We start from the raw sequence: 26,290 nt of genomic DNA, 5'->3' as shown, positions 1-26,290 counted from the left end.
ACTTATAAATACTGCGCAGTATGGCTTCTATTCGTCCCCCCCGACTGATAGCGATTATGGCGATCGATGATTTTAATTCCTGCTAACTGGGCCGCTTGGTTCACCCTCGAAGAAGAATCGGAGTGATCGATCTCGAGCTTGGTAATGCGGTAAAGATGCTGGGAGGATGTGTTGGGCGGATAACCTCTTTAAGTCGACCAGAGCTTAGGCGAGGCAACCTTCCATTACTCTAGATGAGGCGAAATACCTCGTTAGATTGATTCGACGAATGGCGATTTCCTATGGTGATACTCGTTAGCCGGTCTCTATGAGCCCGAAGGTGCGATAGACACAAAATATCCTACGGCAAGGCCCTCGGCTGTGAGCTTCGGAGCAGCGCGCAGCAAACGCCAGAATCTAGAAGCCAACCTTCGGCAGCCTGAACATTCGGCTAGGTAGTATGTCTGCTCTACTTTCGACTGCTTCCCAAATACCCTATGCTGGCCTTTTGATTTTGCGCATGGGGCCTCCATGCTCCTGGAAGGAGCTAATATGGGCAAGCAGCACGCAACAGGGGCATCGCATGTTGAGGGAATTGATTTCGACATCCCTCTTCTACCCGAATCTGCTATCGACACCGATCAGCTATCCCGAGTAGGGTTCGCTGAAATCGCCACCTCCTCGCTTCGTAAAGTGCCTTCGACGTCGGGCTTCGTGCTGTCAATCGAAGGCCCATGGGGAAGCGGAAAAAGCTCAGTTCTCGCGATGATTCAGGCCCTGCTCAACCGTGAGGACAAGAAGCGTCAGCCAGTGATTGTGCATTTTAACCCCTGGCTGGTTGGCGACAAGGATGCCCTGCTCCGCCAGTTTCTCGCCAGCATTGCTAAGGCCGTTAAATTGAGCGATCACAGCAAGGATGGCCGGAAGGTAGCCAAAGAGCTCAAAGCTTACTCAAAGGTTTTTGATGTCCTAAAACTCATACCAGGCGTGGAGCCGTGGGCGTCCCTGGTTAAGTCGGTAATGGATGCTGCAGGCGATGCCAGTGAAGCCGTTGCAGAGTACAAATCGCCTGACCTTGAGGAGCAAAAGGAGCGAGTTGAGGCTGCGCTTAGGAGCTTTGATCGCCCTGTCATAGTTTTCATCGATGATGTCGACCGTCTTTTCCCTGCTGAAGTATTTGAGATGATCAGAATCATCAAAGCAGTCGGGGGACTGCCAAGGGTCGGATATGTCGTGGCTTGGGATTCCGCATACGTTACTGCAGCTCTCTCAAGCGTTAAGGTTCCTCAATCGAGCTCGTACCTGGACAAGATCGTTCAAGTCAGGATGCCGCTGCCAAACCTGTCCTTGAGCGCCCGGTCAAAGCTGTTTGACTCGGCTGTCGGGAGTCTTGATCCGAAGGCGATCCAAACTTACTTCGAGGGGCAAACCAAGCGGCTGGGCTTCCTGTATCAACTGGGGTTACGGGACTTGTTGGAGCAGCCCCGAGATCTTGCCCGGGTATTCAATGCTGTGCGAATGATTGAGCCCCTTCTACGGGGTGAGATTGTGTTTGCTGACATCCTTGGGCTAGCTGCGTTGTCGGTGAAAGCTCCGCAGGTGTATGAGCTGTTGAGGATTAAGCCACAGCTGTTCGTGGGGCGTCTGCCAAGTGAGATTGGGCCTGGTGATTCTACAAAGCTTGTCGCTGACGGCTCAGCTGAGCGAGCAACTGCATATGCACACGGACGCACTGACGCAATTCGTAAAGTCGTTCATTTCCTGTTTCCTGAGGTGGCAGCGGCAGAAGAAGGCTTCTCAATGGGTGACGGTAAGTACACTGATGGAGTGATTTCAGATCCTTCACGGCTACTCTTCGCGCTGCAGTTGGGCATAACAGATGGTGATGTGAGCATCAAGACGGCTCGACAGTATCTAGAAAATCCCGCCCAGCGGGAGAACATAGTTGCTGCTCTCACTCCTGACGTGTGCCATGAATTTATGGACATGCTCGGCCAAATCGGCTCCTCTTTGCCGAGCGATCAACTCGACGATATTTCAAGTGTTTGTGTATCGCTCGCTCGGCTTGTTGATTCTTCCGTTTTTGTAAAGCGTGGAAGACACCGTGATGGGGTCTTTGGAATGAGCCCTGACGACCTCGCCTTGCGACAGATTAAGCTGCTTACAGCTTCCTTTGACTCCATGAGCGCCTCAGCAATCTACACCCAAGTGGCTATTGACCCATACGCACTGAGCTGCGCGGCCGAGTTGCTTCGAGTGAGCTACGTACCGAATCAAAGGAGGTACGACAGCGATCTTTTGCTTGAGCAGGACAACAAGGACGCTGTGATACAAGCCTTTGCTCAAAACGTGCTGAATGCGACAGAGGAGAAGCGATTTTTTGAGGTCAACCTTCCAAGTCGTGTTCTCTGGACACTTGCGCGCCTTGATTCTCAAGCATGCAGGAAAATCTTCCGTATCGTGGAAGCGTCCGAAAAGTCTCTTGATCAGTTCGCTCTCCACTTCCTACGTAACAGTTGGGATTCGAGCAACGGCCAAGCCTACGCCCTGCCAAGTGATGAGGGAGTGACCAAAGCATTTTGCCCACTGAAGACCCTGCGTCAGCATGCTTCCAAGCGACTCGCAGATGAAACACTGGCCTATCCAGCGCGTGCAGCATGGCAATCGGTGCTAGACGGCAAGCCCCTTTATGGCGTGGACGGCACCGACGCAAGCAGATGATTAACTGGGGTTCTTCTCTAGGAAAACCATTAGGTTTCGGCGGTTGCGGAATGATGTTAAATTGCCATTCCTGATACGAGGAATGCCCAAGGAGTGTTTCGTGAGGAATGGTTTGCTGGTTTCTTGTATGGCTCTTTCCCTTACTGGATGTGGAGATGGTGGCGAAGCCTACAGAAAGCAGGCGGAGAGCCTTCGCGGGGACATCAGTTCTCTGCAAGCACAGATTGCAGCTGCGAAAACCAGGATCACTCAGCTCGAACAGGAAAATAAGACTCTCAAAGAGACACCGGCAGTGTTCTTAGCCCAGCTCAGAAAGGCTGTGGATGCCGGGGACGAGACAACCGCGAAAGCAGCCTTGGCATCGTTAACCTCCCGCTACGCCGACTCCGCTGAAGCTGCGATCGGAAATGGCCTTTTGCAAAAAATGGTCAAGGATCGCGAAGCTAAGGAACAAGAAGAGCGCCGACTGGCGGCTCTTGGTATGAAAGCGATCCCGGTCAAAGGCTCGTTCACCGCGGACGACAGCGCCGTCTCACTTCAGTCTGCTCAAGTGGCCGGCCAATGGAGCTTCAACGATCACGGGGATGAGTACGAATACCGCTCGGCTGAGCGCGGCTCTCGGTACATCACCGCGAAGGTGACCTACTCGTCCAAGAGCAAAGATCCCCGTTTGGCCCCTCTGATTGTTTACGCATCAAACGGTGGCGAGCTCAAACGCCTTGGCGTCATGGGCTTTGAGTTCGTTAGCTGGAGCAGCTATGCGACCTTCCTGGGAAACTACCACGACGACGCTAACGATTTTGCTCACAAGGCAAGCATCAGATTCTCAATGGGTCTTCAAGTCCCTAATGAAGCGATCATTAAACCCCTGTACATCGTTGCCTCGTCTTCAGGTTGCGCTGATCGTAGCTCGGATCGATTCGGTAATCCGCCCGTGAGCTACTCGACCTATAGCTGTGACCAAGCTGCTCCCGCTGTGCTCCGGGCAAGCGATTTCAAAGAAGGCCGGTTCGGCATCGTTAAGCGCATCGATTGATACTGAGATAGGACTCTCTACATGAAGAAGGCTTTTATTGCAGCGGGCATCGCCCTGCTCTGCTTGGTCATCTACACCCAGATTACGATTTTCTCAGTACCGCCAATTGGAGCGGTACCAGAAGGGAGGACAGTCATCATGCTTCGTCTCAACAAGACGAATTTCATCGATAGCGCTGATGCGATGTGCGTTCGTATTCAGGGCTATGTGAACCTGCTTTGCCGCGGTATGACGATGGGGGCTGTGGTGAACGCTACCACCATCATTGCGCGTCTGCCCTACTCCGAGACCATCTACAAGATCAGTACTGGTGGCAACACCTACGATCGATAATCGGGCTGTGCAGGCTTGTACTATCAGGCCTGCTAGATCCACAAGGATGTTCACTGCTGCTCATCGATTAAGTGATACCAGTCAGCGTAGGGCGTGTTGATCGCCTTGTGGCGGTTGTAGTCCGGGCTACCGTCATCCCACCACACCGGGCCCCTTTCCCCTAGTGCGAATTTCGCCTCATCCACCGCTGCTCGAGCAGCATGCAGCTTGTCTTTGTCGTCCAGTGCTTTGGCTTCCTTCACGGCTCGCCGTGCTTCCATCAGATCATGCACCAGGCGTTGACGGTTCTCATAAGAAATTAAGGGCTTGCTGCAACGCCTTAGCCGACCTTTGACTACGAAATATCGACCATCTGGTGTTGTTGGATGCATGGCGCAGATCTCGTGAACTGATACCTCACAGTCAACCAAAGCGCGCCCTAGGCCGCAAAGAGTACTTTGCTAGTCGAACGCCCAGTCGAAGAGCAACAACGAGCCCGCTGCGCGGATAGCGCGATCCATGCGTGCGACAAAGAGGCCCGACCTGAACTGCTGATTACGCTCTAGCCCGCGGAATTGGTAATGGCGGAGTAAGGCATCTCGATTAGTGTGATTGAGGTCAAACGTGCTTTGTTCTGGGGGCGAGCGGCGAATACTGTGAGTCGAAAGACCCGTGCTTTATTTGCAAATATCACAAGCCAATCCAAATTAGCTATAAGGCTTATTTAGTAGAGCTATAAGAATTATTTAAAAGCCTTGACAATTAATTGCCACCGAAAATTCTAAGTTAACCACCTTGATTTAGTGCCAAGCCACGTCTAGCCTCAAGAAAAATATGAGCGAGGTGAACCATGACGAAGCAAAAAGATGATGCTTCTCAAGGAGGAGAATCGACTTGGCAGGAGGGGCTGAAAAAAGATGGAATACTTTTCCAGTGGAGTGTCGGGGCAGACAAATCGCTGAATAACGCTGATCAGTCCCCAATACAAATTCCCATCCCATCAACTGCTGCTGAGGATGTAACCGCGGATCGAATCCAGCGAAGTTTTCGCGTTGGGATCGATTGGGTGAAAATGCTAAAAACCGTATTTGATTGTAAGAATAGCACTGGCTTTGAATATATTAGACTACCGATTGAAAAAGAACTTAAAGCGACCTTCAACAATCGTGGCGATATAAATTTATCCTCAATAAAAGACATTGCTAAAGAAGCAGGATTCGCCACAAACGTTGTTAAAGATGAATTCAAGTTTGGCAAGTGGCTGGTCAAGCCTAAGAAAGATTTAAAATTTCAATACACTGATTTTACCACGGTAGATAATTATCTTAGCATGTGGCGAGAAAAAGTTGATCGCGTGGATTTGCCACTCGATACAATCTGTTCGATTGAATTCCACGACTTTTTTGCAAGCGAGATTGCAGCCCGCTATGAACAGGTGAGATCAGAAGTTGACTCTACTTCAATCTTAGTTGGGAAAGTTGATGATCTTCTGAAGGATTCGGTTACGACCAACGGCCTTGATAGCACTTACAGGACTGCTCTTCGTCGAGCCATGGATATGAAAGTTTCATTTCATGAGGCCAAAGCTCGTATGAGAGAGCTTCAACAGAAGGCAGAAGCTCTTGGGTACAGATTAGATCCCCTATCAGGCGACTTAATCAAAGCGACAAATATTTCTTCGAGCTTTATACCTTCTCACCATAGAACCAAGCTGGAATTAATAGATGATCTCGGCATCGGCAGGGAAATCGCCAATCTAACTAATGAGCGCCCTTCAGCACTTCGCCCTCTTCCAGACTGGCAGGAAACAAAATTTTCGCACGAGCAGGCTCTTAATAAAACCCTAGGAATAAAGTCCGGATTATTTGAAAGAATCTCTAATGAATACATCACAACAACTGGCCACAATCTGGATGATGTTTTAAGAAACCTTGACCCCTACTTGCCCGACTCTATATTTGGTACAATTACCCTTCCCATATACGACATGGGTGTAAATACGGGAGAAAAATTAACTCGCGCTGTATCGGCGTTTAGACCGCACCCAGGACGCATGCCAATAAGATTACCCGAACTTTTCATCGAAGAAAAGTACAGGCTGGTACTACGGTATAGCGGGGTTGCAACGGGAGAAGTAGTGGAGAGCGTTACACTTGCTCCTGGAGAGGAAAGAACTATAGTAATCGAGCGATCCACAGTATCCGAGCGAGAAACAAAAACCTCTGCGACATCTTCTCTTGATATAGCAAGTGAAGCAAGGAGTGAACTAATTTCAGAGTTGGAATCAGAGTCTAGACGTTCAAGGGATGCGTCGCATTCATCTAAATGGAGTGCTTCTGCAAACGGCGGAGTTAACTTTGGCATCTGGAATGCCGGGGGAGAAACGTCAGGCGGGCAGACTTGGAATGAAACAACAAATGATTTTGCGAAGCGAGTTTCCAAATTAACTCAAAAGGCATCAAGCTCTCTGACAGCTCGTACGAGATACGAGGTTTCAAGCACCGCCAGCTTCAAAGCCACCACTTCAACTAGGGAAGCAACAACAATAAATCTGAAGAATATAAACCAAGGATGCGCACTTACTCTTTTCTTGCACCAGCTCACTAATCGTTATTCTCAAGAGCTCTTCCTTGTAGACCTATCAATTACTGTTCTGCCAGCTGCAGAGACTTTGCTGTGCTCTGAAATGTCATTGCCGCGTCAATTTTCTCTTTCTGATGTAATTGGCGTGCTGAAAGCGATGAGCGTGGAAAGCTTGCCAATTCGTTTTAAGACAACAAAAGAGGCGGAGCTTGAAGCATACTACAAAGAAGTTCTTAATCAAATAGCCTCCCTATTGAAGTCTTACGACCTAAAAACTGACGACGAAAACGTTAAAGCAGACGATCTATTAGATGAAATATTAAACAGCGTGCCAGGAATCAAGTCAATTGAGATTGCCGAGAAGAACTTAAAGCGACTAGCACCAAAATCCGTTAATTACCTGCAGAGTTCAGGATGGGTGGATGGCCCTTGCGCTGGCTTACTCATGACCACTTACTCATCTCCTTCCACTGCACTAGAGGACTACACCAATAAGTTACGCGAAGCTGAACTAGAAAAACGGAGAGCTGACACAAAAGAGGTTCTTGCTAGGGCAGCGCAAATTGAAGCTGTTGGTGATAGCTTACGACCAGCACCGCCAGATCTGGTTGCAATAGTTAAAAATGGTGGCGATCTAAAGTCTGCAAAAATCAGCTTTGTTGGCAGCGTCCGACAAGGGAAATGGATTGTGGTTGTTGACTCGATTGCGCGCCATCACTTTGAGGCGGATCCAACGATCCTTGAGTATTTAATTAATTTTACAACTGATCAAGATTGGCTTAGCGAAAACAATAACAACCTCGGCTTTCTTATTCACGAGCCATCAAGGCTTCATATTCCCTTTGTGGTGTGATATGAATGATGAAAACCTGATTTGCGTTTCGGATAAGTTGATATCACCTGCTGGTCTAGACCCCCAAGAGGATTCTGAGCCAATGTATTTATTGGAGGCTGCGGTAAGCGACGCACCAGGACAAGTATTGGAAATACCTGACATCCCTATAGAAGCACTCATACATTATCTGTCAAGGTTCAAAGATGACATTTCTGATCCTCTTGCCCTTGCAAGCGGCGTTATCAAGGCTGAGGTATTAGGAAGCCATACGGCAATTAGAGGGGTTGCAGAAACTCTGCGACGAGACTTGGTATATGCTATAGGGCTATACGAAAAAGCAGGAAAAAAAGTCACGCCGGAAATTAGAAATTTTGTGCAAAATGCACAAAATTCGGCTAAAAACTCCTTATCAAACATCCGCATCAATACACGCTCTTTTAGACTCATGACTCAAAAAGGCATTTCACTTCAATTTGGTGCATCATCAAATCCATGGGCAAAAAATCTTCGAGGGCGCATTGAGAAGGTACCAGTAAGCTTGTACTCACTTACTGACTTATTTAAAGATCCTTCAATAGCGGCAAACAAACAGACATACTATCGAAACGCGGATAAAATCTTGATTGCCCCAAAGTCTCTATCACGGGCTTTTGACGCCTTTGGACGAATTCTAATAGTCGCTGAAATTGCACCAATAGTGTATGACATTTACACATCAGCTACAGACAAGGATTATGAAGCGGCATTTGATAAATTTATTAATGGCATGGCGAAAGTTGGCTCCGGAATTATTGGAAACGCAGTAACTAATGCGGGTTTTGGCATGTGCGTTGAAGCAGGAGTTTCTGTTACAGTTTTGGCGTCCCCTGCAGTTGGCCTTCCATTTACAATAGCTTGTGGGGTAGGGGCGGTAGCAGCTGGAATGTACATAGGGAAACAAATCGAAAAACTACCGGTAAAGCTTTCTCCTGTACCAAATCTAGATCGAGGTTTAGAACTACGAAACCCCTAGATAGCTGACAACTTTAATGCTGACGGCGCATCATAATGGACAAGTGCTAGTAGGTCTCGTGAAGGCAAGGCAAGGTAACTAATCTGGGTATCCGCATTACAGTTACTTTTATATCAGCTAAATTACAGTAATTGTCGAAATAGAGAAGCAGTAAATCTGGCTGCAATACCAAGAAGTGTAGCCCACTGCATTTTATTTGCCAGCGGTTCATTGCTGCCGCCCACCTATAGCCGCAATGAACCGAGGATTACAGCTGCGCCTCTGTCGAACGTAATTGCAACGTCATATCGACGCCAATAGTCACAGCAGCACCTGCTCACCGGAATTATTGTGAGACTGGGGCGACAACGACTCAGAGCTACAAGAAATAAGGTAATGGCAATTGGGGATATGGAGTTAGCACAGGTGCCTTACAGCGACTGCTATTATCTTCAAGTAGATGACCTCTAGCGCTACCAGAACCGGTACGTTGGGATGCTCGGGGTGTTTTCAACAAATGAGTCCGAGTTCGGTTAGCGCCTTTAGTCCGTCAATGTTGACCGTTAGAGCGATTTCCGATGCTTTCCAAGTGGATTTCTCGTATCTGAAGATTTCCCCAGATCGGAAAGGATTTCTCCAGCAAGTGGAAAATCCGTCCTGCCTACGTCACAACGATGAGACCGACCGGGTTCCGCAACCCAGTCTCGTCCCCTACTATTCATCTTGAATGGCTAATGAGCGGTACCATCCAGCGTAAGGCGTGTTAATTGCCTTGTGGCGGTTGTAGTCCGGGCTACCGTCATCCCACCACACCGGGCCCCTCTCCCCTAGTGCCACTTTCGCCAAGGCCACTGCTGCTCGAGCGGCATGCAGCTTGTCTTCATCATCCAGTGCTTTGGCTTCCTTCACGACTCGCCGTGCTTCCATCAAGTCGTGCACCAGGTGCTGACGCTCTTCAACAGGCAGCGCGGGGTTGCTGCAGCGCCAGAGCTGACCTTTGACTACGAAGTAGCGACCGTCTGGTGTTGTTGGATGCATAGCGCATATTCCATGGGCTGATACCTTACTGACAACCAAGTCCCGCCATACGTTGTATGAGGATCTTTGCCGAGCGGAAAGCCCGGTCGGAGAAACAGCAACCAGCCCGCTTCGCGGAAAGCGCGACCCTTTGACCGCGCCCTGCTTTTAGTGTGGTGGGCGCACTCAATAATCAGAGTAAAAGTTTCTTTCTACTATCCTTCCGTATCACCGTTCTGCTTGGTACTCCACCTCCAACACAAACGATCATCATTATCCATAACAAACAATCCAGACCAGATGGCAAACCAAAACTGGACGGTTACTAGGGGGGCTGATCCCATCAACCATCCAAATCCTTGTAGCAGCGCTTGCATTAGTGACTTGCGATACGGAGAGGTCGTGCGAGGAGTATATACTCTAACCCTCGGAAGGCCGAACCCCCAACGCCAGTAGGTGCTCAGCTCATGCTTCGCAAACTTTATTGAATTACAATTCCACCAATATCTCCAACGGTACGACCAATCATCACTAAATAACCAGCTGTGTGTGAGATAGGATCGCACTGAGTCAAATGCCCTCACCTTTTCACCTGAACTAAGTTTCACCTCGCACTGGAGAATCCTGAAGTCTTCCACTGTGAAGCTAATGCAATCACCTGGAGAGTCTACATATTGCATCATGGGGATGTTTGTAAGACTACAAACCACCGGTGTGGTGTCAACATTGCAAAGAGATATTCGTTGCTGATACTTAACCCCCAGGCCTCGAGCTTCGTAGAAGACCTCCACTCCTGCCACAGTCTCCCCCGTTGCACGTAGCGCAAGCTTCCCCACGCGTGATTTAGGATAGGTTGGCTGTGCCAAATTAACTGAATATTCTAGGTGATCACCTAAGGCGTCCCAATGCGAGCCCAATCTGTGGTTTGAGCTCCATCGCTCGTGGGATCTAGAATACGTCTCATACAACAGCCCCCTGGTCACGCGCCCCCAAACCCAAGAAGCAATTTTTGCAACAAAATTAAAGGGGATTGGTATATCCAAACTAACTCCTTAACCTTTGGCAATGCAGTAGAGATTCCGCTGAAGAAGCCCAACAGTACCGGCACTTCAACCCATCCAGGTCATTGACTAGGTTGGAGACCTTCATCCGTCAACGATCACGGCCAGTCTGGTCTGGCTTCGTCATAACGCTCGTTACGCCGAGTGGTACTAATGTTCTGGTGGTGATCTTAGCGAGAGGAACTGGATGCATCAACAGTATCTGTATGTATCAACAGTATCTAGGCGGATCGGTAGCTCCTCCTCAGAGCAAGACCAAGCTGGCCGCATGGTCTTCGAGACGATCGGATGTGCCAGGAGAGCTGGGTATGAATTTAGACGAATACGGTGACACTCTCCCAGGCGCGCTGACGGCCCGCCAAGTCTGCCAGGTGCTGCGAGAGGTCGTGCTCGGACGCCGGACAATGACCAAGGTTGGCAGTCAGTCGTGGGCGCAGCTGTACGCCTGCCACTTCGAAGTCGATGTAGAGGGATGGCGGATCACGATCTACAACGACTGTCATGAGCTGGACTACTGCGAGCGGTGCGTGAGCCCGGAGGGAAAGCGCTGGGATTTCGACCTAGGTGATCGGCTGTCGACTTGGGAGTATCAAACCCTGGAGCGGATGTTGAAAGCCCTATAGAGCGATGTCGATTCTCGCGCCACTGGATGGTCACGCCCTCTGGCTGCAAGGCTGCCGCCGAGCGGACAATACAATCGCCCGAAAGTGTACTTCGCTCAGCTTTCATCTCCTTCCGCTCTAGCTCAAATGCGGCTCGTTCATGTGCCAAAGCTTCGTTCCCCTCCTCCAGCAATCGATCAGGCATTTTGAGGACGCTGCAGCACCGGGCAGTACGATCATGAAGATATCCGGGCAACCACCAGCGGCTGCCCAGGCCGGAGCTCAGCCCCGAGCGTTGGAGTACGCAGGGCCACCGCGCAGGCCGGTGTGCTCCTCCACCGCACCGGTGCCATCCAGGTAACCATGCTTGCGCAAGTCAGGCATGAGCACCGCAGCCAGCAGGGTAATGGCGCTCATGGCCGCCACGTAGTAGTAGAAATACGACTCTACCCCTGCGCCGCGCAACGACAGCGCCACGTACTCGGCCGTGCCGCCACACAGCGCATTGCCCAGTGCATAAGGCAAACCTACCCCCAGTGCGCGCACGGTGGCGGGGTACAGGTCAGCCTTGAGCACGCCGGTCACCGGCGTATAGAACGCTGCAATCAGCAGCCCGAGCATGACCAACGCGAAGGCTTCGTACGGGTTACTGACGCTCTTCAGGCCCGTGAGCAACGGCACGATCAACAGGCTCGACAGCAGGCCGAAGGCAATCATGCTGTTACGCGAGCCGATCCGGTCGGCCATCATCCCGAACACCGGCTGCAGGCACATGAACACCACCAGGGCGGCTGTCATGATGAAGCTGACTGTCGAGGGGTCGAAGCCGGCCGACACCACCAAGTACTTCTGCATGTAGGTGGAGAAGGTGTAGAAATGCAGCGAGCAACCGGCCGTGATGGCAATGGTCAGCAGCACGGCTTTCTTGTGTTTCATCAGTGCCTTGATCGAGCCGGCTTCCTTGTGTTTGGCGCCCTGGGCATGGGCGGTTTCAAGCATCGAGCGGCGCAGGTACACCACTACCAGCGCGCTGACCGCACCGATGAAGAACGGAATCCGCCAGCCCCAGGCCTTGAGCTCCTCGATTGGCAGCACATTTTGCAGCACCACCACCGTCAGCAGCGCGAGCAACTGGCCGGCGATGATGGTGAAGTACTGGAACGAGCCAAAGAAGCAGCGCTTGCCCTTGCGGGAAATTTCGCTGATGTAGGTGGCCCCGGTGCCGTATTCAGCACCGACCGAGAGCCCCTGCATCAAGCGGGCTACCAGCAGCAGCACCGGAGCTGCCATGCCGATGGACTCATAAGTGGGCAGTACGGCGATCATCAGCGAGCCGCCACACATCAGGAACACAGAGATGATCATGGAGAACTTGCGACCACGGGTGTCGGCCAGGTAGCCGAAGATCCACCCGCCTAACGGGCGCATGAAGAAGCCCACGGCGAAGATTCCGGCGGTCGCCAGCAACTGCGTGGTCTGGTCGCCCTGGGGGAAGAACAGGGCCGCGAAATAAATCGAGGTGTACGCATAAATGAAGAAGTCGTACCACTCCACCAGGTTGCCGGAGCAGGCACCGAGTATGGCGCGGATCCGTTGGCGGTTGGTCAGGTTGCGGATATCAGGCGCAGCGGGATTGTTATTGTTGGCGTGCATGGGGTAACTCCAGATCTAAGGCAAACGTAAGGCAGGAACGACAGCGTCGGTTTACGTTCGATTGATCGGTTTGGAGTCGCGATGGGAAAAAGCGGGCGGCAAAACGCGAGGCGATGAAACGCGCATCATGGGGGGTACCTTCTGGGATCTATTATTTTACAAGTCAGCGAAAGCGCACTGACTTTTATTCCCGAGCAAAGCTACGCCCTCACCTGGATAGCGGCCAGACCCGCTCCCCTCTAGCAGTTATGCCTCAATTGAATAGCTGGCTGCGTCAGAGCATATGCCCAGCCCAGATACCTTCGGCCACCAGCTCCGAGGCAATGTCGACGAAAGTCTGGCCGACATAGCGGGTAGCCGGGCTCACCTGGCGATCGGCCGGCAGCACCAGCACCAGTTTTCGCATGGGCGTAGGGTCTACCAGCGGTGCCGCGCATAGCGTGCCGTCGTTCAAGCGCGAGTAGATCGAGGCCAAGGGTAACGCGGTGTAACCAAAGCCATTGCGCACAAGGTCGATCATCGCGCCGAATGAATCCGCCTCGACGCTAGTGGTGATCTTGAAGCCGCGCTCCAGGGCACATTGGTCCATGATCTTGCGCAGTCCATGGCGGGGGCTGGGCAAGACCATCGGTTCACTGGCCAGCTGGGCGAAAGGGATCGCCGTGTCGAGGGTCAGCCCCGAATCGGGAGGGCCCACCAACACGAGGTTTTCCATCATCACCGGTTCGATGCGCAGGGTATGCAGCGGCTGCGGATCGTAGGAGATGGCCAATTCCAGTTCGCCCCGCTGTAACCAGTCCAGCAGATAGCCGCTGAAGGCTGATGAAAAGCGGATGGAGAGGTCCGGGTGGGTATCGCAGATGCGCTTGACCAGCGGCACGGTGACGATCTCGGCGATCGTCGGCGTGGTACCGATGGCGACCATGCCGCGAAAGGCCGCGCGCCCGCCAGCGACCGAAGTACGAATAGACTCCAGCTCGTTCATGATGCGGGTGGCCCGCTCAAGCACCTCGAGCCCCGCCGCGGTGATTTCCATCCCACGGCCATGGCGCTCGAACAGGTAAACGCCCAGCTCCTTTTCCAACTGCCGAATCTGCCGGCTCAACGCCGGTTGCGCGACATGCAGCCGGTCCGACGCCTTGCTCAAGCTGCCCAGCTCAGCCACGTGGATCAGGGTTTTGAGTTGCGTTACGTCCATCGGTCAACCACTGGCAAGGAAAGGAGCGCCTCTGAAACGGCGTGTTTGACAGTCTAAAGACAGCCTCGGGCGCCAGCTATAGAATTTGAGCATAGCAGCTAGAACCCCATGAAAACCCCTCGGGCTGGCCACACACGTGTGGCCGCACGGATGAATGCCCTGTTCCACCCGCTGCAATCGCCCGCAGGCCTCAAGTGTCAGCCAAGCGCCGACCTCAAGCTGTTGAACGCTCTACCTCCGGGTCAGTGGCGCGTGGGCTCGCCGGCTGTGCGTCCGGTTCCTGCAGTTCCCCTTCCCACTTGGCCACTACCGCAGTGGCGATCGAGTTACCCACGGCATTGGTGGCCGAACGCCCCATGTCGAGGAAGGTGTCGATCCCAAGGATCAACAGCAGCCCCGCTTCAGGAATATCGAACTGCACCAGGGTTGCGGCAATCACTACCAACGATGCCCGAGGCACCCCGGCGAGCCCCTTGGAGGTCAGCATCAAGGTCAGCAGCATGAGGATTTGCGTGCCGAGGGTCATCTCGATTCCGTACGCCTGGGCAATGAACAGCACGGCAAAGGTGCAGTACATCATCGAGCCGTCGAGGTTGAAGGAGTAACCCATGGGCATCACGAAGCTGGAAATCTTGCGGCTGACCCCAAAGCGGTCCAGCGCCGCGAGGAGTTTCGGATAGGCCGATTCGGAACTGGCTGTGGCGAACGCCAGCAGAAACGCCTCCTTGATGAGTGCCAGCAAGCCGAACACCCGCCGGCCCAGGAACATCGCCCCGGCCAGCACCAGCAACACCCACAATAAGACCAAGCCCAGATAGAAGTCGCGCATGAACACGGCGAACGTGGCCAGGATCGACAAGCCATTGACTGCCACCGTGGCAGCCATGGCCGCCATGACAGCCAAGGGCGCCAGCTTCATGACGTAGCCAGTGATCAGCAGCATGGCCTGCGCCAGTTCATCGGTCAGGCGTACCAGGCCCTTGGCTTTTTCCCCCAGCGCCGCCAGGGCGACCCCAAAGAACAGTGAGAACACCACGATTTGCAGGATCTCGTTGTTGGCCAAGGCCTCGGCGAACGACCTGGGTACCAAGTGGGTGACAAAGGCCTTGAGGGTAAAGGCCGAGGTCTGCAGCGAAGTGGTTTCACTGACGTCCGGCAAGGGCAGCGCCAGATGCAGCCCCGGCTGCAGGATATTGGCCATCATCAGACCGACCGCCAGCGACAGCAGCGAGGCCGTCAAGAACCATATCATGGCCTTGCCGAACACCCGGCCTACTGCACCGGCATCGCCCATGTGAGCGATGCCCACCACCAGGGTGGAAAACACCAGAGGCCCGATCAGCATCTTGATTAGCCTCAGGAACACGTCCGAGATCACCGAAATGTAACCGGCAGTATGGGCAGCAGCGGCTTTGTCCGGGCTGGTGAGAAAAATGACGTAGCCGATCACCACGCCGAGGAACATGGCCAGCAGTATCCAGCCCGCCAACGGTAATTTGAGTCTCATTGAGCACCTGTATTCAAGCAATAGGATCCGTCACCGCCTGAGCAGTGCATTACGGAACGAAGTAGGACAGTGCAAGGTGCCGGAACCGGCAGGGCGAGGATGGCGTATCGGCCAATGGCGGCTCAGCAGTGAGCCACCCGGCGAGTGTGCGCAGGTAACGAAGCATCATGGACAACCCTCGATCTTATTGTTGTTTTGATTCGACAGCGGCACGGCCGCAACCGAGTGGACAACCTAACGTCTTCGCCTGCGGCCCATAAGCACTGCATGTGTCTATCAGCTATGCCCGCTTTCTATAGAGGCAACCTCTCCTGCGCGAGCCATGCCTGACTTTATGCGGCAGCTGGTCGCGCCGAACGCTGACCCGCCATCCCACGGGCCAACCTATGCCGACCCGGCATATCTCAAAGAAAAAAACGGTAGTCGTCGTGCACAGCAACTCCCCCCATCATGTGGAAAAACAAAAGCAGCACTGCCGGGAGATACCCATGTCATCGCAAGAAGCTGAACAGAACTGGCAAGAGGACGTGTTCCGTGTCCTTAAGGCCCACGACGTCAAACACGTCGTGTTCGTCCCGGATGCCGGCCACTCGGCAGCCATCCGCATGTCCTACGCCGACCCTGATATCAAGGCCGTTGTGCTCACCACCGAAGAAGAAGGCATCGGTTACCTGGCCGGCGCCTGGCTGGGCGGAGAGCGCGGCGCTCTGCTGATGCAGTCAAGCGGCGTCGGTAACTGCATCAACACCCTTGCCCTGCAGAACTGCGCCGGTTTTCCACTCTTGATGGTGGTGACCATGCGCGGCGACTGGGCGGAGTTCAATGCCTGGCAGAACCCCATGGGCCAAGCCACCGAAGCCTCTCTAAACCTGATGAAGGTGATGACTTGGCGCGCTGACAAGCCTGAGGATGTGGCGCCCCTTCTCCATGGTGCCGCCACCATGGCCTTCAATGGCGATGCCGCCACTGCCCTGCTGCTTGGCCAGCGTCTGATCGGAGAAAAGAAATGGGTCAAGTAAGCGCCAACCACGTGCTCTGCCGCCGTGAAGTCGTCCGTACCCTGCTCGCCGATCGCAACGATGTGCTTGTGGTCACAGGCCTAGGCTCGGCCTCCTATGATGTGATGGCCGCGGGCGATCACGACAACAACTACTACCTCTGGGCCGCCATGGGCAGCGCCATCACCGTGGGTCTGGGCCTTGCCAATGCCCAGCCAGACAAAAGCGTGGTGGTGGTCACCGGTGACGGCGAACTGCTGATGGGCTTTGGCGCCCTGGCCACGGTTGCTCTGCAGCAACCCAAGAACCTGACCATTGTGGTGCTGGATAACGGCCACTTCGGTGAGACCGGCATGCAGGTCAGCCACGCCGGGTTCGGCATTCAGTTGGACCAGGTCGCCGAGACCTGCGGTTTTTCCTGGACTCAGGAAATTCGTGAAATGGACGGCGTGCATGCCTTGCGCGAGCGTTTCGCCACCCGTGATGGCGTCAAGCTGGCGACGGTGAAGATCAAGGCCGAGAACCCGCCCCGCGTATTGCCGCCGCGCGATGGCCATTACATCAAAAACCGCTTCCGCGCTGCCCTGGGCTTCCAGCCCATCTGACCGTGTTAAAGGGCCGGCCGGCGGCCGAACCACGATGACGCTGCCGGCCCGGTCCACCTTGGAGAATGATGATGAACGACAACAACAACGAAGAACTCAACGCCATTCGTGAGGGTGTGCGTGCCCTGTGTGGCGACTTCCCCGCCGAGTACTGGCGCAAGATCGACGAGGAAAAGGGCTTCCCTGAAGCCTTCGTCAAGGCCATGACCGACGAGGGTTGGCTGTCGGCGATGATTCCCGAGGAGTTCGGCGGTTCCGGCCTGGGCCTGGCCGAGGCTTCTGTAATTCTCGAAGAGGTCAATGCCTGCGGCGGCAACTCCGGCACCATCCACGGCCAGATGTACAACATGTTCACCTTGCTGCGTAACGGCAGCGACGAGCAGAAGCGCTATTACCTGCCCAAACTGGCCAGCGGCGAACTGCGCCTGCAATCGATGGCCGTGACCGAGCCGTCCACCGGCACCGACACCACCAAGATCAAGACCACCGCAGTTCGCCAGGGCGACAAGTATGTGGTCAATGGTCAGAAGGTGTGGATCTCGCGTGTGCAGCACTCCGATCTGATGATCCTGCTTGCACGCACCACCCCGCTCGCCGAGGTAACGAAAAAGGTCGATGGCATGTCGATTTTCCTGGTCGACTTGCGCGAGGCCATCGGCAACGGCCTGACCGTGCAGCCGATCGCCAACCTGGTGAACCACGAGACCAACGAGCTGTTCTTCGACAACCTGGAAATCCCAGCCAGTAGTTTGATTGGTGAAGAAGGCAAGGGCTTCCGCTACATCCTCGACGGCCTCAACGCAGAGCGCACCCTGATTGCCGCCGAATGCATCGGCGATGGCCGCTGGTTTGTCGAGAAAGCCAGCCAGTACGCCCGTGACCGTGAGGTGTTCGGCCGGCCGATCGGCAAGAACCAGGGCGTGCAGTTCCCCATCGCTGAAGCCCACATCGAGATCGAAGCCGCCGACCTGATGCGCTGGCGCGCCTGTGCCGAATACGACAGCGGGCGCAACGCCGGGGCAGCCGCCAACATGGCCAAGTACCTCGCCGCCAAGGCCAGCTGGGAGGCGGCCAACGCCTGCCTGCAGACCCACGGCGGCTTCGGCTTTGCCAACGAATACGACGTCGAGCGCAAGTTCCGCGAAACCCGTCTGTACCAGGTCGCGCCGATCTCGACCAACCTGATCCTGTCCTACGTGGCCGAACACCTCCTGGAGTTGCCACGTTCGTTCTGATCCGGACCGCCCCCGTTAACCACGGGGGCCTGCCATAACAAGAGAGACAACCAGCATGAGCCAGCCCATCCGCCCCCTTGACGGCATTACCGTCATCAGCCTCGAACACGCGATCGCGGCGCCCTTCTGCACCCGCCAGTTGGCCGACCTGGGCGCCCGGGTCATCAAGGTGGAGCGCCCCGGCAGTGGCGACTTCGCCCGGGGCTACGACCAGCGGGTCAACGGTCTGGCATCGCATTTCGTGTGGACCAACCGGTCGAAAGAAAGTCTCGCCCTGGACCTCAAGCAGGAAATCGCTGGCGATATTCTTGACCAACTGCTAGAGCAGGCCGATGTGTTGGTGCAGAACCTGGCACCGGGTGCGGCCGCACGCCTGGGACTGAGCTTCGAGGCGCTGCACGCGCGATTCCCACGGCTGATCGTCTGCGATATCTCCGGCTATGGCGCGGGCGGCCCTTATGAACAGAAAAAAGCCTACGACCTGCTGATCCAGAGCGAAGGCGGCTTCCTGTCGGTCACCGGTGGGCCGGGCGAAGACGGGATGGCCAAGGCCGGCAACTCGATCGCTGATATCGCCGCTGGCATGTATGCCTATACCGGTATCCTTTCGGCGGTCCTACTGCGGGAAAAGACCGGCATCGGCAGCCAAGTGGAAGTGTCCATGCTCGAGGCCTTGGTGGAGTGGATGAACTACCCGCTCTACTACGCCTACGAAGGTGCCGCACCACCGCCACGTGCCGGCGCGGCGCACGCCACCATCTATCCGTACGGCCCCTTCCCGGTGGGCGATGGCAGCACCGTCATGCTTGGCCTGCAGAACGAGCGGGAGTGGCAGCTGTTCTGCGAACAGGTGCTGCAGCAACCAGAACTGGCCAGTGACGAGCGCTTCAGTGCCAACTTCAAGCGCGTGACCAACCGCGATGCGCTGCGCGGACTGATCGTCGAGACCTTCGCTGCGCTGGACTTCGACACGGTAATCGAGCGCCTCGATGGGGCCAGCATCGCCAATGCCAAGGTCAATGACATGCAGGGTGTCTGGGCCCACCCGCAACTGCAGGCCCGGGACCGCTGGCGTCGCATCGACACCGCCGCCGGATCAGTGCCCAGCCTGCTGCCGCCGGCCACCAGCAACGCCTATGCACCGCGCATGGACCCGGTGCCCGCACTGGGCCAGCACAGCGAAGGCATCCTTGCCGAACTCGGCCTGCCCCAAGAACGTATTCAGCAACTGCGCAATTCAGGGGTCATCTGACCCCGTGTTCCTCATTCGTTGCCATTGCTCAAACACAGAGTATCCCTGCCTATGAAAGTGCTGGTCGCAATCAAACGAGTGGTCGACTACAACGTCAAGGTTCGCGTCAAGGCGGACAACTCCGGCGTCGACCTTGCTAACGTCAAGATGTCCATGAACCCCTTCTGCGAAATCGCCGTGGAAGAAGCCGTGCGCCTGAAGGAAAAAGGCGTTGCGACCGAGATCGTCGTGGTTTCCGTTGGCCCGACCACCGCCCAGGAGCAACTGCGTACCGCCCTGGCCCTGGGTACCGACCGCGCCATCCTGGTCGAAGCCGCTGACGAGCTGAATTCCCTGGCCGTGGCCAAGGCACTGAAAGCCGTTGTCGACAAGGAGCAGCCGCAGTTGGTCATCCTCGGCAAACAGGCCATCGACAGTGACAACAACCAGACCGGCCAGATGCTGGCCGCGCTGACCGGCTACGCCCAAGGCACCTTCGCCTCCAAGGTCGAAGTCGCTGGCGACAAGCTGAACGTCACCCGTGAAATCGACGGCGGCCTGCAGACCGTTTCGCTGAACCTGCCTGCCATCGTCACCACCGACCTGCGCCTGAACGAGCCACGCTACGCGTCGCTGCCGAACATCATGAAGGCCAAGAAGAAGCCGCTGGAAACTGTGACTCCAGACGCGCTGGGCGTTTCCCTCGCCTCCACCAACAAAACCCTGAAAGTTGAAGCCCCGGCAGCCCGCAGCGCTGGCATCAAGATCAAATCGGTAGCCGAACTGGTCGAAAAGCTGAAGAACGAAGCGAAGGTGATCTGATGAGCATTCTGGTAGTTGCTGAACACGACAATCGCATCCTTGCTGGCCCTACCCTGCACACTCTGGCCGCCGCTCGCCAGATCGGCGCTGACATCGTCGTTCTCGTAGCCGGACTGGACGCAGCCGGTGTGGCGTTCGCTGCCGCGCAGTGCGCTGGAGTGACCAAAGTGCTACTGGCTGACGATTTCGCCTACGCCCATCAGCTCCCGGAAAACGTGGCGCCCTTGGTGGCCAACCTGGTTCGCGACTTCAGCCATGTGCTGGCCCCGGCCACCAGCAACGGCAAGAACCTCCTGCCACGGGTAGCTGCGCTGCTGGATGTCGACCAGATCTCCGAGATCATTTCGGTTGAATCCGCTGACACCTTCAAGCGTCCAATCTACGCCGGTAACGCCATTGCCACCGTCCAATCCAGTGCTGCGGTAAAAGTCATCACCGTGCGCTCCACCGGTTTTGAGGCCGTGCCGGCAGAAGGAGGCAGCGCGCCAATCGAGGCCCTGGGTGGCGCTACAGATGCAGGTCTGTCGGCATTTGTCGGCGAAGAACTGGCCAAGTCCGACCGCCCCGAGCTGACCGCCGCCAAGATCGTGGTGTCGGGCGGTCGTGGCATGGGCAACGGTGAAAACTTCAGCCACCTGTATAGCCTGGCCGACAAGCTCGGTGCTGCGGTTGGTGCTTCGCGCGCGGCGGTAGACGCAGGGTTCGTGCCCAACGACATGCAGGTCGGTCAGACTGGCAAGATCGTCGCGCCGCAGTTGTACATCGCCGTGGGTATCTCCGGCGCTATTCAGCACCTGGCCGGCATGAAGGACGCCAAGGTCATTGTCGCGATCAACAAGGATGAAGAAGCACCTATCTTCCAGGTAGCTGATTACGGTTTGGTCGGCGACCTGTTCGAGATCGTACCGGCACTGACTTCGACGCTGTAAAGGACAATAAAAAATGAGTACACCTGCACCCCAAACATGGATTGGCCGTAGCGAGACTGTCCATGACTGCATCAGCCATAACCTGGTCAAGCGTATTGCTGCCACTTTGAGCGAGCCGGCACCCGCCCCTGGGGATGCCCTGCCCGCGCTCTGGCACTGGGCGTTTTTTCAGGAGCCTGTCGAAGCGGCCGGCCTGGGTGGCGACGGCCATCCGGCGCGGGGCGGTTTTCTGCCCCCGGCAGATAACCGCAACCGCATGTGGGCCGGAGGACGACTGGAGTTCATCCGTCCGCTGCGGATCGATGCTCAGGTGTCCCGCCGCTCGACCATCCTCAATGTCGAGGAGAAGCACGGGCGTACCGGCTCCCTGATGTTCGTCACCGTGCAGCATGAATATGTGCAGGACGGGCAGCGAGCACTGCTTGAAGAGCAGGACATCGTCTACCGCGAGCCCTCACCGCCCAAGCTTGGCGGCACAGAGCCGATGCCCCACGGCGATTGGAGCGAAAGCGTGCAACCAGATCCGACGCTACTGTTTCGCTACTCGGCGGTGACCTTCAACGGACATCGCATCCATTACGACTGGCCCTACGTCACTGAAACCGAGGGGTACCCGGGTCTGGTGGTCCACGGCCCACTGATCGCTACCCTGAACCTGCGTGCCTTCGTGCGCGCGAACCCGCAACTGAAGGTCCGCCGCTTCAGCTATCGCGGTGTGCGCCCGCTGATCTGCCCGGATGCGTTCCAAGTCGGCGGGCGGTTGACCGGTGACGGTAAGGCGCAGGTCTGGGCGGGTAATCAGGCCGGTCAGGCGCAGGTTGGCGAAATCGAATTCGCCCAGGGGGCACGCCCATGAACGCCGAGATCGTACGCAGCGCGCTGTTCGTGCCGGCTACCCGCCCAGAGCGCATACCCAAGGCATTGGTCAGTGGCGCAGATCGAGTCATCGTTGACCTTGAGGATGCCGTTGAAGAGGCGCTGAAGGAACAGGCGCGCGACAACCTCGAGCAGTTTCTCAGCGATCAACCCCAGGCCCGAGTGCTTGTGCGCGTCAACGCGCCGGGTCACTGGGCCCATGAGGCCGACCTGGCGCTGTGCCAGCGCCACCCCGGCGTCGTCGGCATTTTGCTGCCCAAGGCGGAAACCGTCGGCCAGATCGAACGCGCACATGCCACCGGCAAGGCGGTGTGGCCGATCATCGAAAGTGCCAAGGGCCTGGCTGCGCTGCCCCTCCTGGCGGCAGCGACAGGCGTCGACCGTCTGTCGTTCGGCAGCCTGGATCTGGGCCTGGACCTCGGGCTGAACGTCGGCAGTGCCGCCGCCGGGCAGGTACTGGACCATGCCCGCTATGCGGTGTTGCTGCACAGCCGTGTCGCCGGACTTGCCGCGCCGCTGGACGGCGTGTTCCCTGCCATTCAGGACACCGACGGGCTGCAGCGTCAGGTGCGCTTCGCCCGGGACATGGGCTTTGCCGGCGCCCTGTGCATTCACCCTGGCCAGGTCAGCGTGATTCACGCCGCGCTCAAGCCTTCGGCTGCCGAGCTGGACTGGGCGCAGCGGGTGGTCGAACACGCTGAAACTGGCGCTGGCGTGTTCACCCTCGATGGCCAGATGGTCGACGCTCCCGTCATCCTGCGCGCCCGCGCCATGCTGCTCCAGGCCGGCTGACGCTCCCGTTATCGCCCCCGGCACCGCATACTCCTTCTGTTCTGACGCGCAGCGGCCTGCGGTACCGGGGGCATCTACCCAGAGAGGTGCCCCATGTGTCTGCTCACTGGCACACCCCGGTCCCGGCGCTACTGCAAACGCCTGCTCTGCCGGCTGCTGGGCGCACTGTCGAGGATGCCGGCCTATGCTTGAAGCCGCCCGTCCCAGCCCCTCCCCCCTGACCCAGGCTGCAACCGAACTGATGGTCGAGATGGGCTACACCGCCATGACCATGAGGAAGCTGGCCCTGCGCGTCGGTATTCTCCCCGGCAGCCTTTACCATCACGTCGATTGCAAACAGGATCTGCTGCTCAATGTCGTGCTCGATATCGTCGAGCGCCGCAAGCAGGCCTGGGCAAACCGCGCCCAACCTCAAGATCTGCATGCTTATGTGCGTTTTGCGCTGGCACGGCAAGTTGCCCTTCCCCAGGAGGAGATGATCCTTCGTCACGAAACCAGGCACCTGCACGGCCGCCACCGGCTCTGGCTGGAGCGGGCAATGGGGCAACTGGCCGAGCCACTGCACCAGGTCATCGAGCGGGGTTGCGCTATCGGTCAGTACTGCGTACGCGACACAGCCCGGGCCGCCGTTGCGCTCCTGGCGATCATCGAGAGCGCCAATAGTCTGCGGGTTGGCAATGCGGCCTTCGAGGAAGGATGGATCGAGCAGCACATCTTGCGTATGTGCAATGCCTTGCTGCAGCCCGGGCAATGCCACGGTTGACGAACTGCCTTCAAGGTGAGTGGAGAATACATGCTCTGGCGGATCAGCACCCGCCAGAGCGTACTGCAAGCGGCACTAGGTATCGCGATGGTCACTGGCCTTCAGCCGTTGCCGGAACACATCAAACGCCTGCGGGTTGACCATACGTGGCCCCGGCTCGCCGCGCAGTACCTGCAGAATCTGCTCAGCCGCCCACGCTCCCATGCGCTTGCGGGCCTCGTGGGTGACGCCTGCGGTGTGATACAGGCCGACTACGTTTTCCAGGCCGAGCAAGGGGTGATCCAATGCCGGCGGCTCCTGGTCCCAAACGTCGATTCCCGCAGCGCCAAGATGGCCGCAGGCCAACGTGTCATACAACGCGGCCTCGTCATGCAAGCCTCCACGTGCGGTATTGATGAACACAGCCCCTTTGCGCATTGCCGCGAAAGCCGACGCGTTCATGAGGTTCAAGGTCGAAGCCAGACGCGGGCAATGCATCGAGACGACATCACTGTGCTGCAACAGGCTCTGCAACGTGCAACTGGCAGCGCCCCGCTGGCCGATCTGTTCCGCGCTCAGCAGGGGATCATGGGCAAGCACCTGCATGCCCAGGGCCTGGGCTATGCGTGCGACACGTGTACCAATTTCACCGATACCGACCAGCCCCAAGGTCTTACCGCACAGCTCGCTACCCATCAAGTCTTCACGAGAAAACCCGCGTTCCCGGCGCAAGCGCCGGTCCGATTCGCTGATACGCCGCGCGCAATCGAGCATCAGCCCAACCGTGGCCTCGGCCACCGATTGGGCGTTGGCGCCAGACTGGTTGACGACCAGGACACCTGCGCGGGTGCAGGCTTCGACATCTACTGTGTCGAAACCGGCGCCATTGGTCGAGACACACAGCAGGTCAGGCAACTGGCACAGCAGCGCCTCGGTCACACACCACGGTCGCGGGAGTTCGTCCCGCGCCGAAGGCACCTGGTACACCTGGCAGCTGCGCAGCGCCTGCAGGATGACGGCAGGCGGCTGGTCACGGGCAACGGTTTGCAGCACGACATCGGGCGAAGCTTCGAGGATCTGGGCCATCACCGGGTGATACCAGACGTCGAAGCGCACGATCTTCTTCCTTTCAGCAATCATGCTCGCCTTGCCTCAGTGGCTGGGGTGGATGGGCAGCGCTTTACGGCCCATGAACTTGCGTACGCCGATGTTCGCTTCGACCTTGCCGTCGCCATCGAGATAACCGTGTTTGCCAAGGTCTGGCATCAGCAGGGCCGACACCAGGGTGATGGCGCCGATGACCGCCACGTACAGGTAAAAGTACTGCTCCATCCCCAAGGACCGGAAGGTCAGCGCCACGTACTCGGCCGATCCGCCGAACATTGCGGCCCCCACGGCGTACGGCAGCCCTACACCCAGGGCGCGCACGGTCGGCGGATAGAAGTCGGCCTTGAGTACACCGGTGACCGGGGTATAGAAGGCTGCGATAAGCAACCCAGCGAGCACGAGCCCAAACGCGGCAAGCGGGTCCTGCACTGTCTTGATCGCGGACAGCAACGGGATAACCAGGAAGGTGGACAGCAGGCCGAACAAGATCATGTTGCGGCGCACGCCGATTTTGTCTGCGAGCAGGCCGAACACCGGCTGCACCAGCATGAAGATCACCAGTGCAGAAGCCATGATGATGCTCACAGTGGGGGCCGGGATACCGACACTCACTACCAGGAACTTCTGCATGTACGCGGTAAAGGTATAGAAGTACAGCGAGCAGCCGATGGTGATGGTAAAGGTCAGCAAAACCGCGCGCCGGTGCTGCATCAGGCCTCGGAGCGAGCCGGACTCCTTGCTCTTCATGCCCGCTTCAGTGGCTGTCTCGCGCATGGTGCGGCGCAGGATGACCACCACGATCGAAGCCAGCGCGCCGATCAGGAACGGTACCCGCCAGCCCCAGGCCTTCAGGTCCTGTTCCGACAGCACCAGTTGCAGTACCGCAACCGTCAGCAGCGCCAGCAGTTGCCCGGCGATGATCGTCATGTACTGGAACGAGCCGTAGAACGAGCGCCGCCCGGCGCGGGATACCTCGCTGATGTAGGTGGCGCCGGTGCCGTACTCGGCGCCTACCGACAACCCTTGCATCAGCCGCGCGATCACCAGCAGCACCGGCGCTGCCACACCCACCGTGGCATACGTGGGCATGACCGCGATCATCAACGAGCCGCCGCACATCATGAACACTGAGATGATCATCGAGATCTTGCGCCCTCGGGTATCGGCGATGTAGCCGAAAATCCAGCCACCCAGTGGACGCATGAAGAAACCGACAGCGAAGATACCGGCCGTGGCCAGCAGTTGGCTGGTCTGGTCGCCAGCTGGGAAGAACAGTGATGCGAAGTAGATCGACGTGTAGGCGTAGATGAAGAAGTCGTACCATTCCACCAAGTTGCCGGAACACACACCCACAATTGCGGTTGTGCGCTCTTTGCGCGTCAACGGACGTGCCGTGCTCATGTCTGCATTCATGATCGCTTACCCTTGTTGTTATTGTTTTTGCCAACTCGGGTACAG

22 protein-coding genes are annotated in these 26,290 nt (G+C 56.5%); 14 read left to right on the top strand and 8 right to left on the bottom strand.

Annotation, left to right across the window (positions count from 1 at the left end; genetic code table 11):
• Positions 1–531: 531 nt before the first annotated feature.
• From BJQ17_RS11390 to BJQ17_RS11380, 3 genes are all read left to right on the top strand, one after another.
• Positions 532–2,700 carry a P-loop NTPase fold protein gene (locus tag BJQ17_RS11390; protein ID WP_070096077.1) on the top strand — a complete coding sequence of 723 codons (2,169 nt, stop codon included), beginning with the start codon at positions 532–534 and terminating at the stop codon, positions 2,698–2,700.
• Between the two features lie 100 nt (positions 2,701–2,800).
• Positions 2,801–3,736, top strand: a complete 936-nt coding sequence (locus BJQ17_RS11385; RefSeq protein WP_139139773.1) for a hypothetical protein — start codon at positions 2,801–2,803, stop codon at positions 3,734–3,736.
• Positions 3,737–3,757: 21 nt separating this feature from the next.
• Positions 3,758–4,069 (top strand): hypothetical protein, encoded by a 312-nt coding sequence (locus BJQ17_RS11380; RefSeq protein WP_070096075.1) that lies wholly within the window; start codon positions 3,758–3,760, stop codon positions 4,067–4,069.
• A gap of 50 nt (positions 4,070–4,119) precedes the next feature.
• Here BJQ17_RS11380 and BJQ17_RS11375 read toward each other — a convergent pair whose 3' ends face one another.
• Positions 4,120–4,440: a hypothetical protein gene (locus BJQ17_RS11375; protein ID WP_070096074.1), complete on the bottom strand. Its 321-nt coding sequence runs from the start codon at positions 4,438–4,440 to the stop codon at positions 4,120–4,122.
• Between the two features lie 458 nt (positions 4,441–4,898).
• On the opposite strand from BJQ17_RS11375, the gene BJQ17_RS31005 reads away from it, so the two are divergent.
• Together BJQ17_RS31005 and BJQ17_RS31000 are read left to right on the top strand one after the other, a co-directional pair.
• Entirely contained in the window at positions 4,899–7,484 is a 2,586-nt protein-coding gene (locus BJQ17_RS31005) for a hypothetical protein (RefSeq protein ID WP_139139772.1), read from the top strand.
• A 1-nt stretch (position 7,485) separates the two neighbouring features.
• Positions 7,486–8,478, top strand: coding sequence for a hypothetical protein (locus BJQ17_RS31000; RefSeq protein ID WP_139139771.1), 993 nt, complete (start codon positions 7,486–7,488; stop codon positions 8,476–8,478).
• Between the two features lie 693 nt (positions 8,479–9,171).
• Here BJQ17_RS31000 and BJQ17_RS11370 read toward each other — a convergent pair.
• The 5 genes from BJQ17_RS11370 to BJQ17_RS11350 form a co-directional block, all read right to left on the bottom strand.
• The gene (locus BJQ17_RS11370; RefSeq protein WP_070096073.1) at positions 9,172–9,495 is read right to left on the bottom strand and encodes a hypothetical protein; all 324 of its coding nucleotides are present in this window, start codon (positions 9,493–9,495) and stop codon (positions 9,172–9,174) included.
• 1,354 nt (positions 9,496–10,849) lie between these two features.
• The gene (locus tag BJQ17_RS31640) at positions 10,850–11,038 is read right to left on the bottom strand and encodes a hypothetical protein (RefSeq protein ID WP_175442728.1); all 189 of its coding nucleotides are present in this window, start codon (positions 11,036–11,038) and stop codon (positions 10,850–10,852) included.
• 381 nt (positions 11,039–11,419) lie between these two features.
• A complete protein-coding gene (locus BJQ17_RS11360) occupies positions 11,420–12,790 on the bottom strand; it encodes an MFS family transporter (RefSeq protein ID WP_070096071.1) in 1,371 nt (456 codons plus the stop codon).
• 274 nt (positions 12,791–13,064) lie between these two features.
• A complete protein-coding gene (locus BJQ17_RS11355) occupies positions 13,065–13,988 on the bottom strand; it encodes a LysR family transcriptional regulator (RefSeq protein WP_047602692.1) in 924 nt (307 codons plus the stop codon).
• Positions 13,989–14,202: 214 nt separating this feature from the next.
• Positions 14,203–15,495, bottom strand: coding sequence for a dicarboxylate/amino acid:cation symporter (locus BJQ17_RS11350; protein WP_070096070.1), 1,293 nt, complete (start codon positions 15,493–15,495; stop codon positions 14,203–14,205).
• Positions 15,496–15,983: 488 nt separating this feature from the next.
• Here BJQ17_RS11350 and BJQ17_RS11345 point away from each other — a divergent pair, with 488 nt between their 5' ends.
• The 9 genes from BJQ17_RS11345 (at position 15,984) to BJQ17_RS11305 (ending at position 23,746) form a co-directional block, all read left to right on the top strand.
• Positions 15,984–16,514, top strand: coding sequence for a thiamine pyrophosphate-binding protein (locus BJQ17_RS11345; RefSeq protein ID WP_047602690.1), 531 nt, complete (start codon positions 15,984–15,986; stop codon positions 16,512–16,514).
• Entirely contained in the window at positions 16,502–17,098 is a 597-nt protein-coding gene (locus BJQ17_RS11340) for a thiamine pyrophosphate-dependent enzyme (protein WP_060545539.1), read from the top strand. Before BJQ17_RS11345 ends, BJQ17_RS11340 begins: the two co-directional genes overlap by 13 nt.
• A 71-nt stretch (positions 17,099–17,169) precedes the next feature.
• Positions 17,170–18,333 carry an acyl-CoA dehydrogenase family protein gene (locus BJQ17_RS11335; protein WP_064614587.1) on the top strand — a complete coding sequence of 388 codons (1,164 nt, stop codon included), beginning with the start codon at positions 17,170–17,172 and terminating at the stop codon, positions 18,331–18,333.
• Between the two features lie 55 nt (positions 18,334–18,388).
• The gene (locus tag BJQ17_RS11330; protein WP_060545542.1) at positions 18,389–19,585 is read left to right on the top strand and encodes a CaiB/BaiF CoA-transferase family protein; all 1,197 of its coding nucleotides are present in this window, start codon (positions 18,389–18,391) and stop codon (positions 19,583–19,585) included.
• A gap of 51 nt (positions 19,586–19,636) precedes the next feature.
• Positions 19,637–20,386, top strand: coding sequence for an electron transfer flavoprotein subunit beta/FixA family protein (locus BJQ17_RS11325; RefSeq protein ID WP_070096069.1), 750 nt, complete (start codon positions 19,637–19,639; stop codon positions 20,384–20,386).
• Complete coding sequence (locus tag BJQ17_RS11320) at positions 20,386–21,315, top strand: electron transfer flavoprotein subunit alpha/FixB family protein (RefSeq protein WP_070096068.1); 930 nt, start codon at positions 20,386–20,388, stop codon at positions 21,313–21,315. The genes BJQ17_RS11325 and BJQ17_RS11320 overlap by 1 nt, the downstream gene beginning before the upstream one ends.
• A 13-nt stretch (positions 21,316–21,328) precedes the next feature.
• The gene (locus BJQ17_RS11315; RefSeq protein WP_064614595.1) at positions 21,329–22,171 is read left to right on the top strand and encodes a MaoC family dehydratase N-terminal domain-containing protein; all 843 of its coding nucleotides are present in this window, start codon (positions 21,329–21,331) and stop codon (positions 22,169–22,171) included.
• The gene (locus BJQ17_RS11310) at positions 22,168–22,983 is read left to right on the top strand and encodes a CoA ester lyase (RefSeq protein ID WP_070096067.1); all 816 of its coding nucleotides are present in this window, start codon (positions 22,168–22,170) and stop codon (positions 22,981–22,983) included. Before BJQ17_RS11315 ends, BJQ17_RS11310 begins: the two co-directional genes overlap by 4 nt.
• Before the next feature lie 184 nt (positions 22,984–23,167).
• The gene (locus BJQ17_RS11305; RefSeq protein WP_047602682.1) at positions 23,168–23,746 is read left to right on the top strand and encodes a TetR/AcrR family transcriptional regulator; all 579 of its coding nucleotides are present in this window, start codon (positions 23,168–23,170) and stop codon (positions 23,744–23,746) included.
• A gap of 75 nt (positions 23,747–23,821) precedes the next feature.
• Here the strand turns inward: BJQ17_RS11305 and BJQ17_RS11300 are convergent, their stop codons facing one another.
• The gene (locus tag BJQ17_RS11300; protein ID WP_060545551.1) at positions 23,822–24,865 is read right to left on the bottom strand and encodes a hydroxyacid dehydrogenase; all 1,044 of its coding nucleotides are present in this window, start codon (positions 24,863–24,865) and stop codon (positions 23,822–23,824) included.
• Between the two features lie 12 nt (positions 24,866–24,877).
• Complete coding sequence (locus BJQ17_RS11295) at positions 24,878–26,233, bottom strand: MFS family transporter (RefSeq protein ID WP_139139770.1); 1,356 nt, start codon at positions 26,231–26,233, stop codon at positions 24,878–24,880.
• Between the last annotated feature and the right edge of the window lie 57 nt (positions 26,234–26,290).

Origin of the sequence: Pseudomonas sp. NBRC 111139, from assembly GCF_001753955.1 — a bacterium.
In the GTDB taxonomy this organism is placed as follows: Bacteria; Pseudomonadota; Gammaproteobacteria; order Pseudomonadales; family Pseudomonadaceae; genus Aquipseudomonas; species Aquipseudomonas alloputida.
This window is presented reverse-complemented; position numbering and strand designations above follow the sequence as displayed.

Coding starts and splice junctions, on each gene's coding strand:
- BJQ17_RS11390 (WP_070096077.1), top strand. CDS start 532: ATGGGCAAGCAGCACGCAACAGGGGCATCGCATGTTGAGGGAATTGAT.
- BJQ17_RS11380 (WP_070096075.1), top strand. CDS start 3,758: ATGAAGAAGGCTTTTATTGCAGCGGGCATCGCCCTGCTCTGCTTGGTC.
- BJQ17_RS11375 (WP_070096074.1), bottom strand. CDS start 4,440: ATGCATCCAACAACACCAGATGGTCGATATTTCGTAGTCAAAGGTCGG.
- BJQ17_RS31005 (WP_139139772.1), top strand. CDS start 4,899: ATGACGAAGCAAAAAGATGATGCTTCTCAAGGAGGAGAATCGACTTGG.
- BJQ17_RS31000 (WP_139139771.1), top strand. CDS start 7,486: ATGAATGATGAAAACCTGATTTGCGTTTCGGATAAGTTGATATCACCT.
- BJQ17_RS11370 (WP_070096073.1), bottom strand. CDS start 9,495: ATGCATCCAACAACACCAGACGGTCGCTACTTCGTAGTCAAAGGTCAG.
- BJQ17_RS31640 (WP_175442728.1), bottom strand. CDS start 11,038: ATGACAGTCGTTGTAGATCGTGATCCGCCATCCCTCTACATCGACTTC.
- BJQ17_RS11360 (WP_070096071.1), bottom strand. CDS start 12,790: ATGCACGCCAACAATAACAATCCCGCTGCGCCTGATATCCGCAACCTG.
- BJQ17_RS11355 (WP_047602692.1), bottom strand. CDS start 13,988: ATGGACGTAACGCAACTCAAAACCCTGATCCACGTGGCTGAGCTGGGC.
- BJQ17_RS11350 (WP_070096070.1), bottom strand. CDS start 15,495: ATGAGACTCAAATTACCGTTGGCGGGCTGGATACTGCTGGCCATGTTC.
- BJQ17_RS11345 (WP_047602690.1), top strand. CDS start 15,984: ATGTCATCGCAAGAAGCTGAACAGAACTGGCAAGAGGACGTGTTCCGT.
- BJQ17_RS11340 (WP_060545539.1), top strand. CDS start 16,502: ATGGGTCAAGTAAGCGCCAACCACGTGCTCTGCCGCCGTGAAGTCGTC.
- BJQ17_RS11335 (WP_064614587.1), top strand. CDS start 17,170: ATGAACGACAACAACAACGAAGAACTCAACGCCATTCGTGAGGGTGTG.
- BJQ17_RS11330 (WP_060545542.1), top strand. CDS start 18,389: ATGAGCCAGCCCATCCGCCCCCTTGACGGCATTACCGTCATCAGCCTC.
- BJQ17_RS11325 (WP_070096069.1), top strand. CDS start 19,637: ATGAAAGTGCTGGTCGCAATCAAACGAGTGGTCGACTACAACGTCAAG.
- BJQ17_RS11320 (WP_070096068.1), top strand. CDS start 20,386: ATGAGCATTCTGGTAGTTGCTGAACACGACAATCGCATCCTTGCTGGC.
- BJQ17_RS11315 (WP_064614595.1), top strand. CDS start 21,329: ATGAGTACACCTGCACCCCAAACATGGATTGGCCGTAGCGAGACTGTC.
- BJQ17_RS11310 (WP_070096067.1), top strand. CDS start 22,168: ATGAACGCCGAGATCGTACGCAGCGCGCTGTTCGTGCCGGCTACCCGC.
- BJQ17_RS11305 (WP_047602682.1), top strand. CDS start 23,168: ATGCTTGAAGCCGCCCGTCCCAGCCCCTCCCCCCTGACCCAGGCTGCA.
- BJQ17_RS11300 (WP_060545551.1), bottom strand. CDS start 24,865: ATGATTGCTGAAAGGAAGAAGATCGTGCGCTTCGACGTCTGGTATCAC.
- BJQ17_RS11295 (WP_139139770.1), bottom strand. CDS start 26,233: ATGAGCACGGCACGTCCGTTGACGCGCAAAGAGCGCACAACCGCAATT.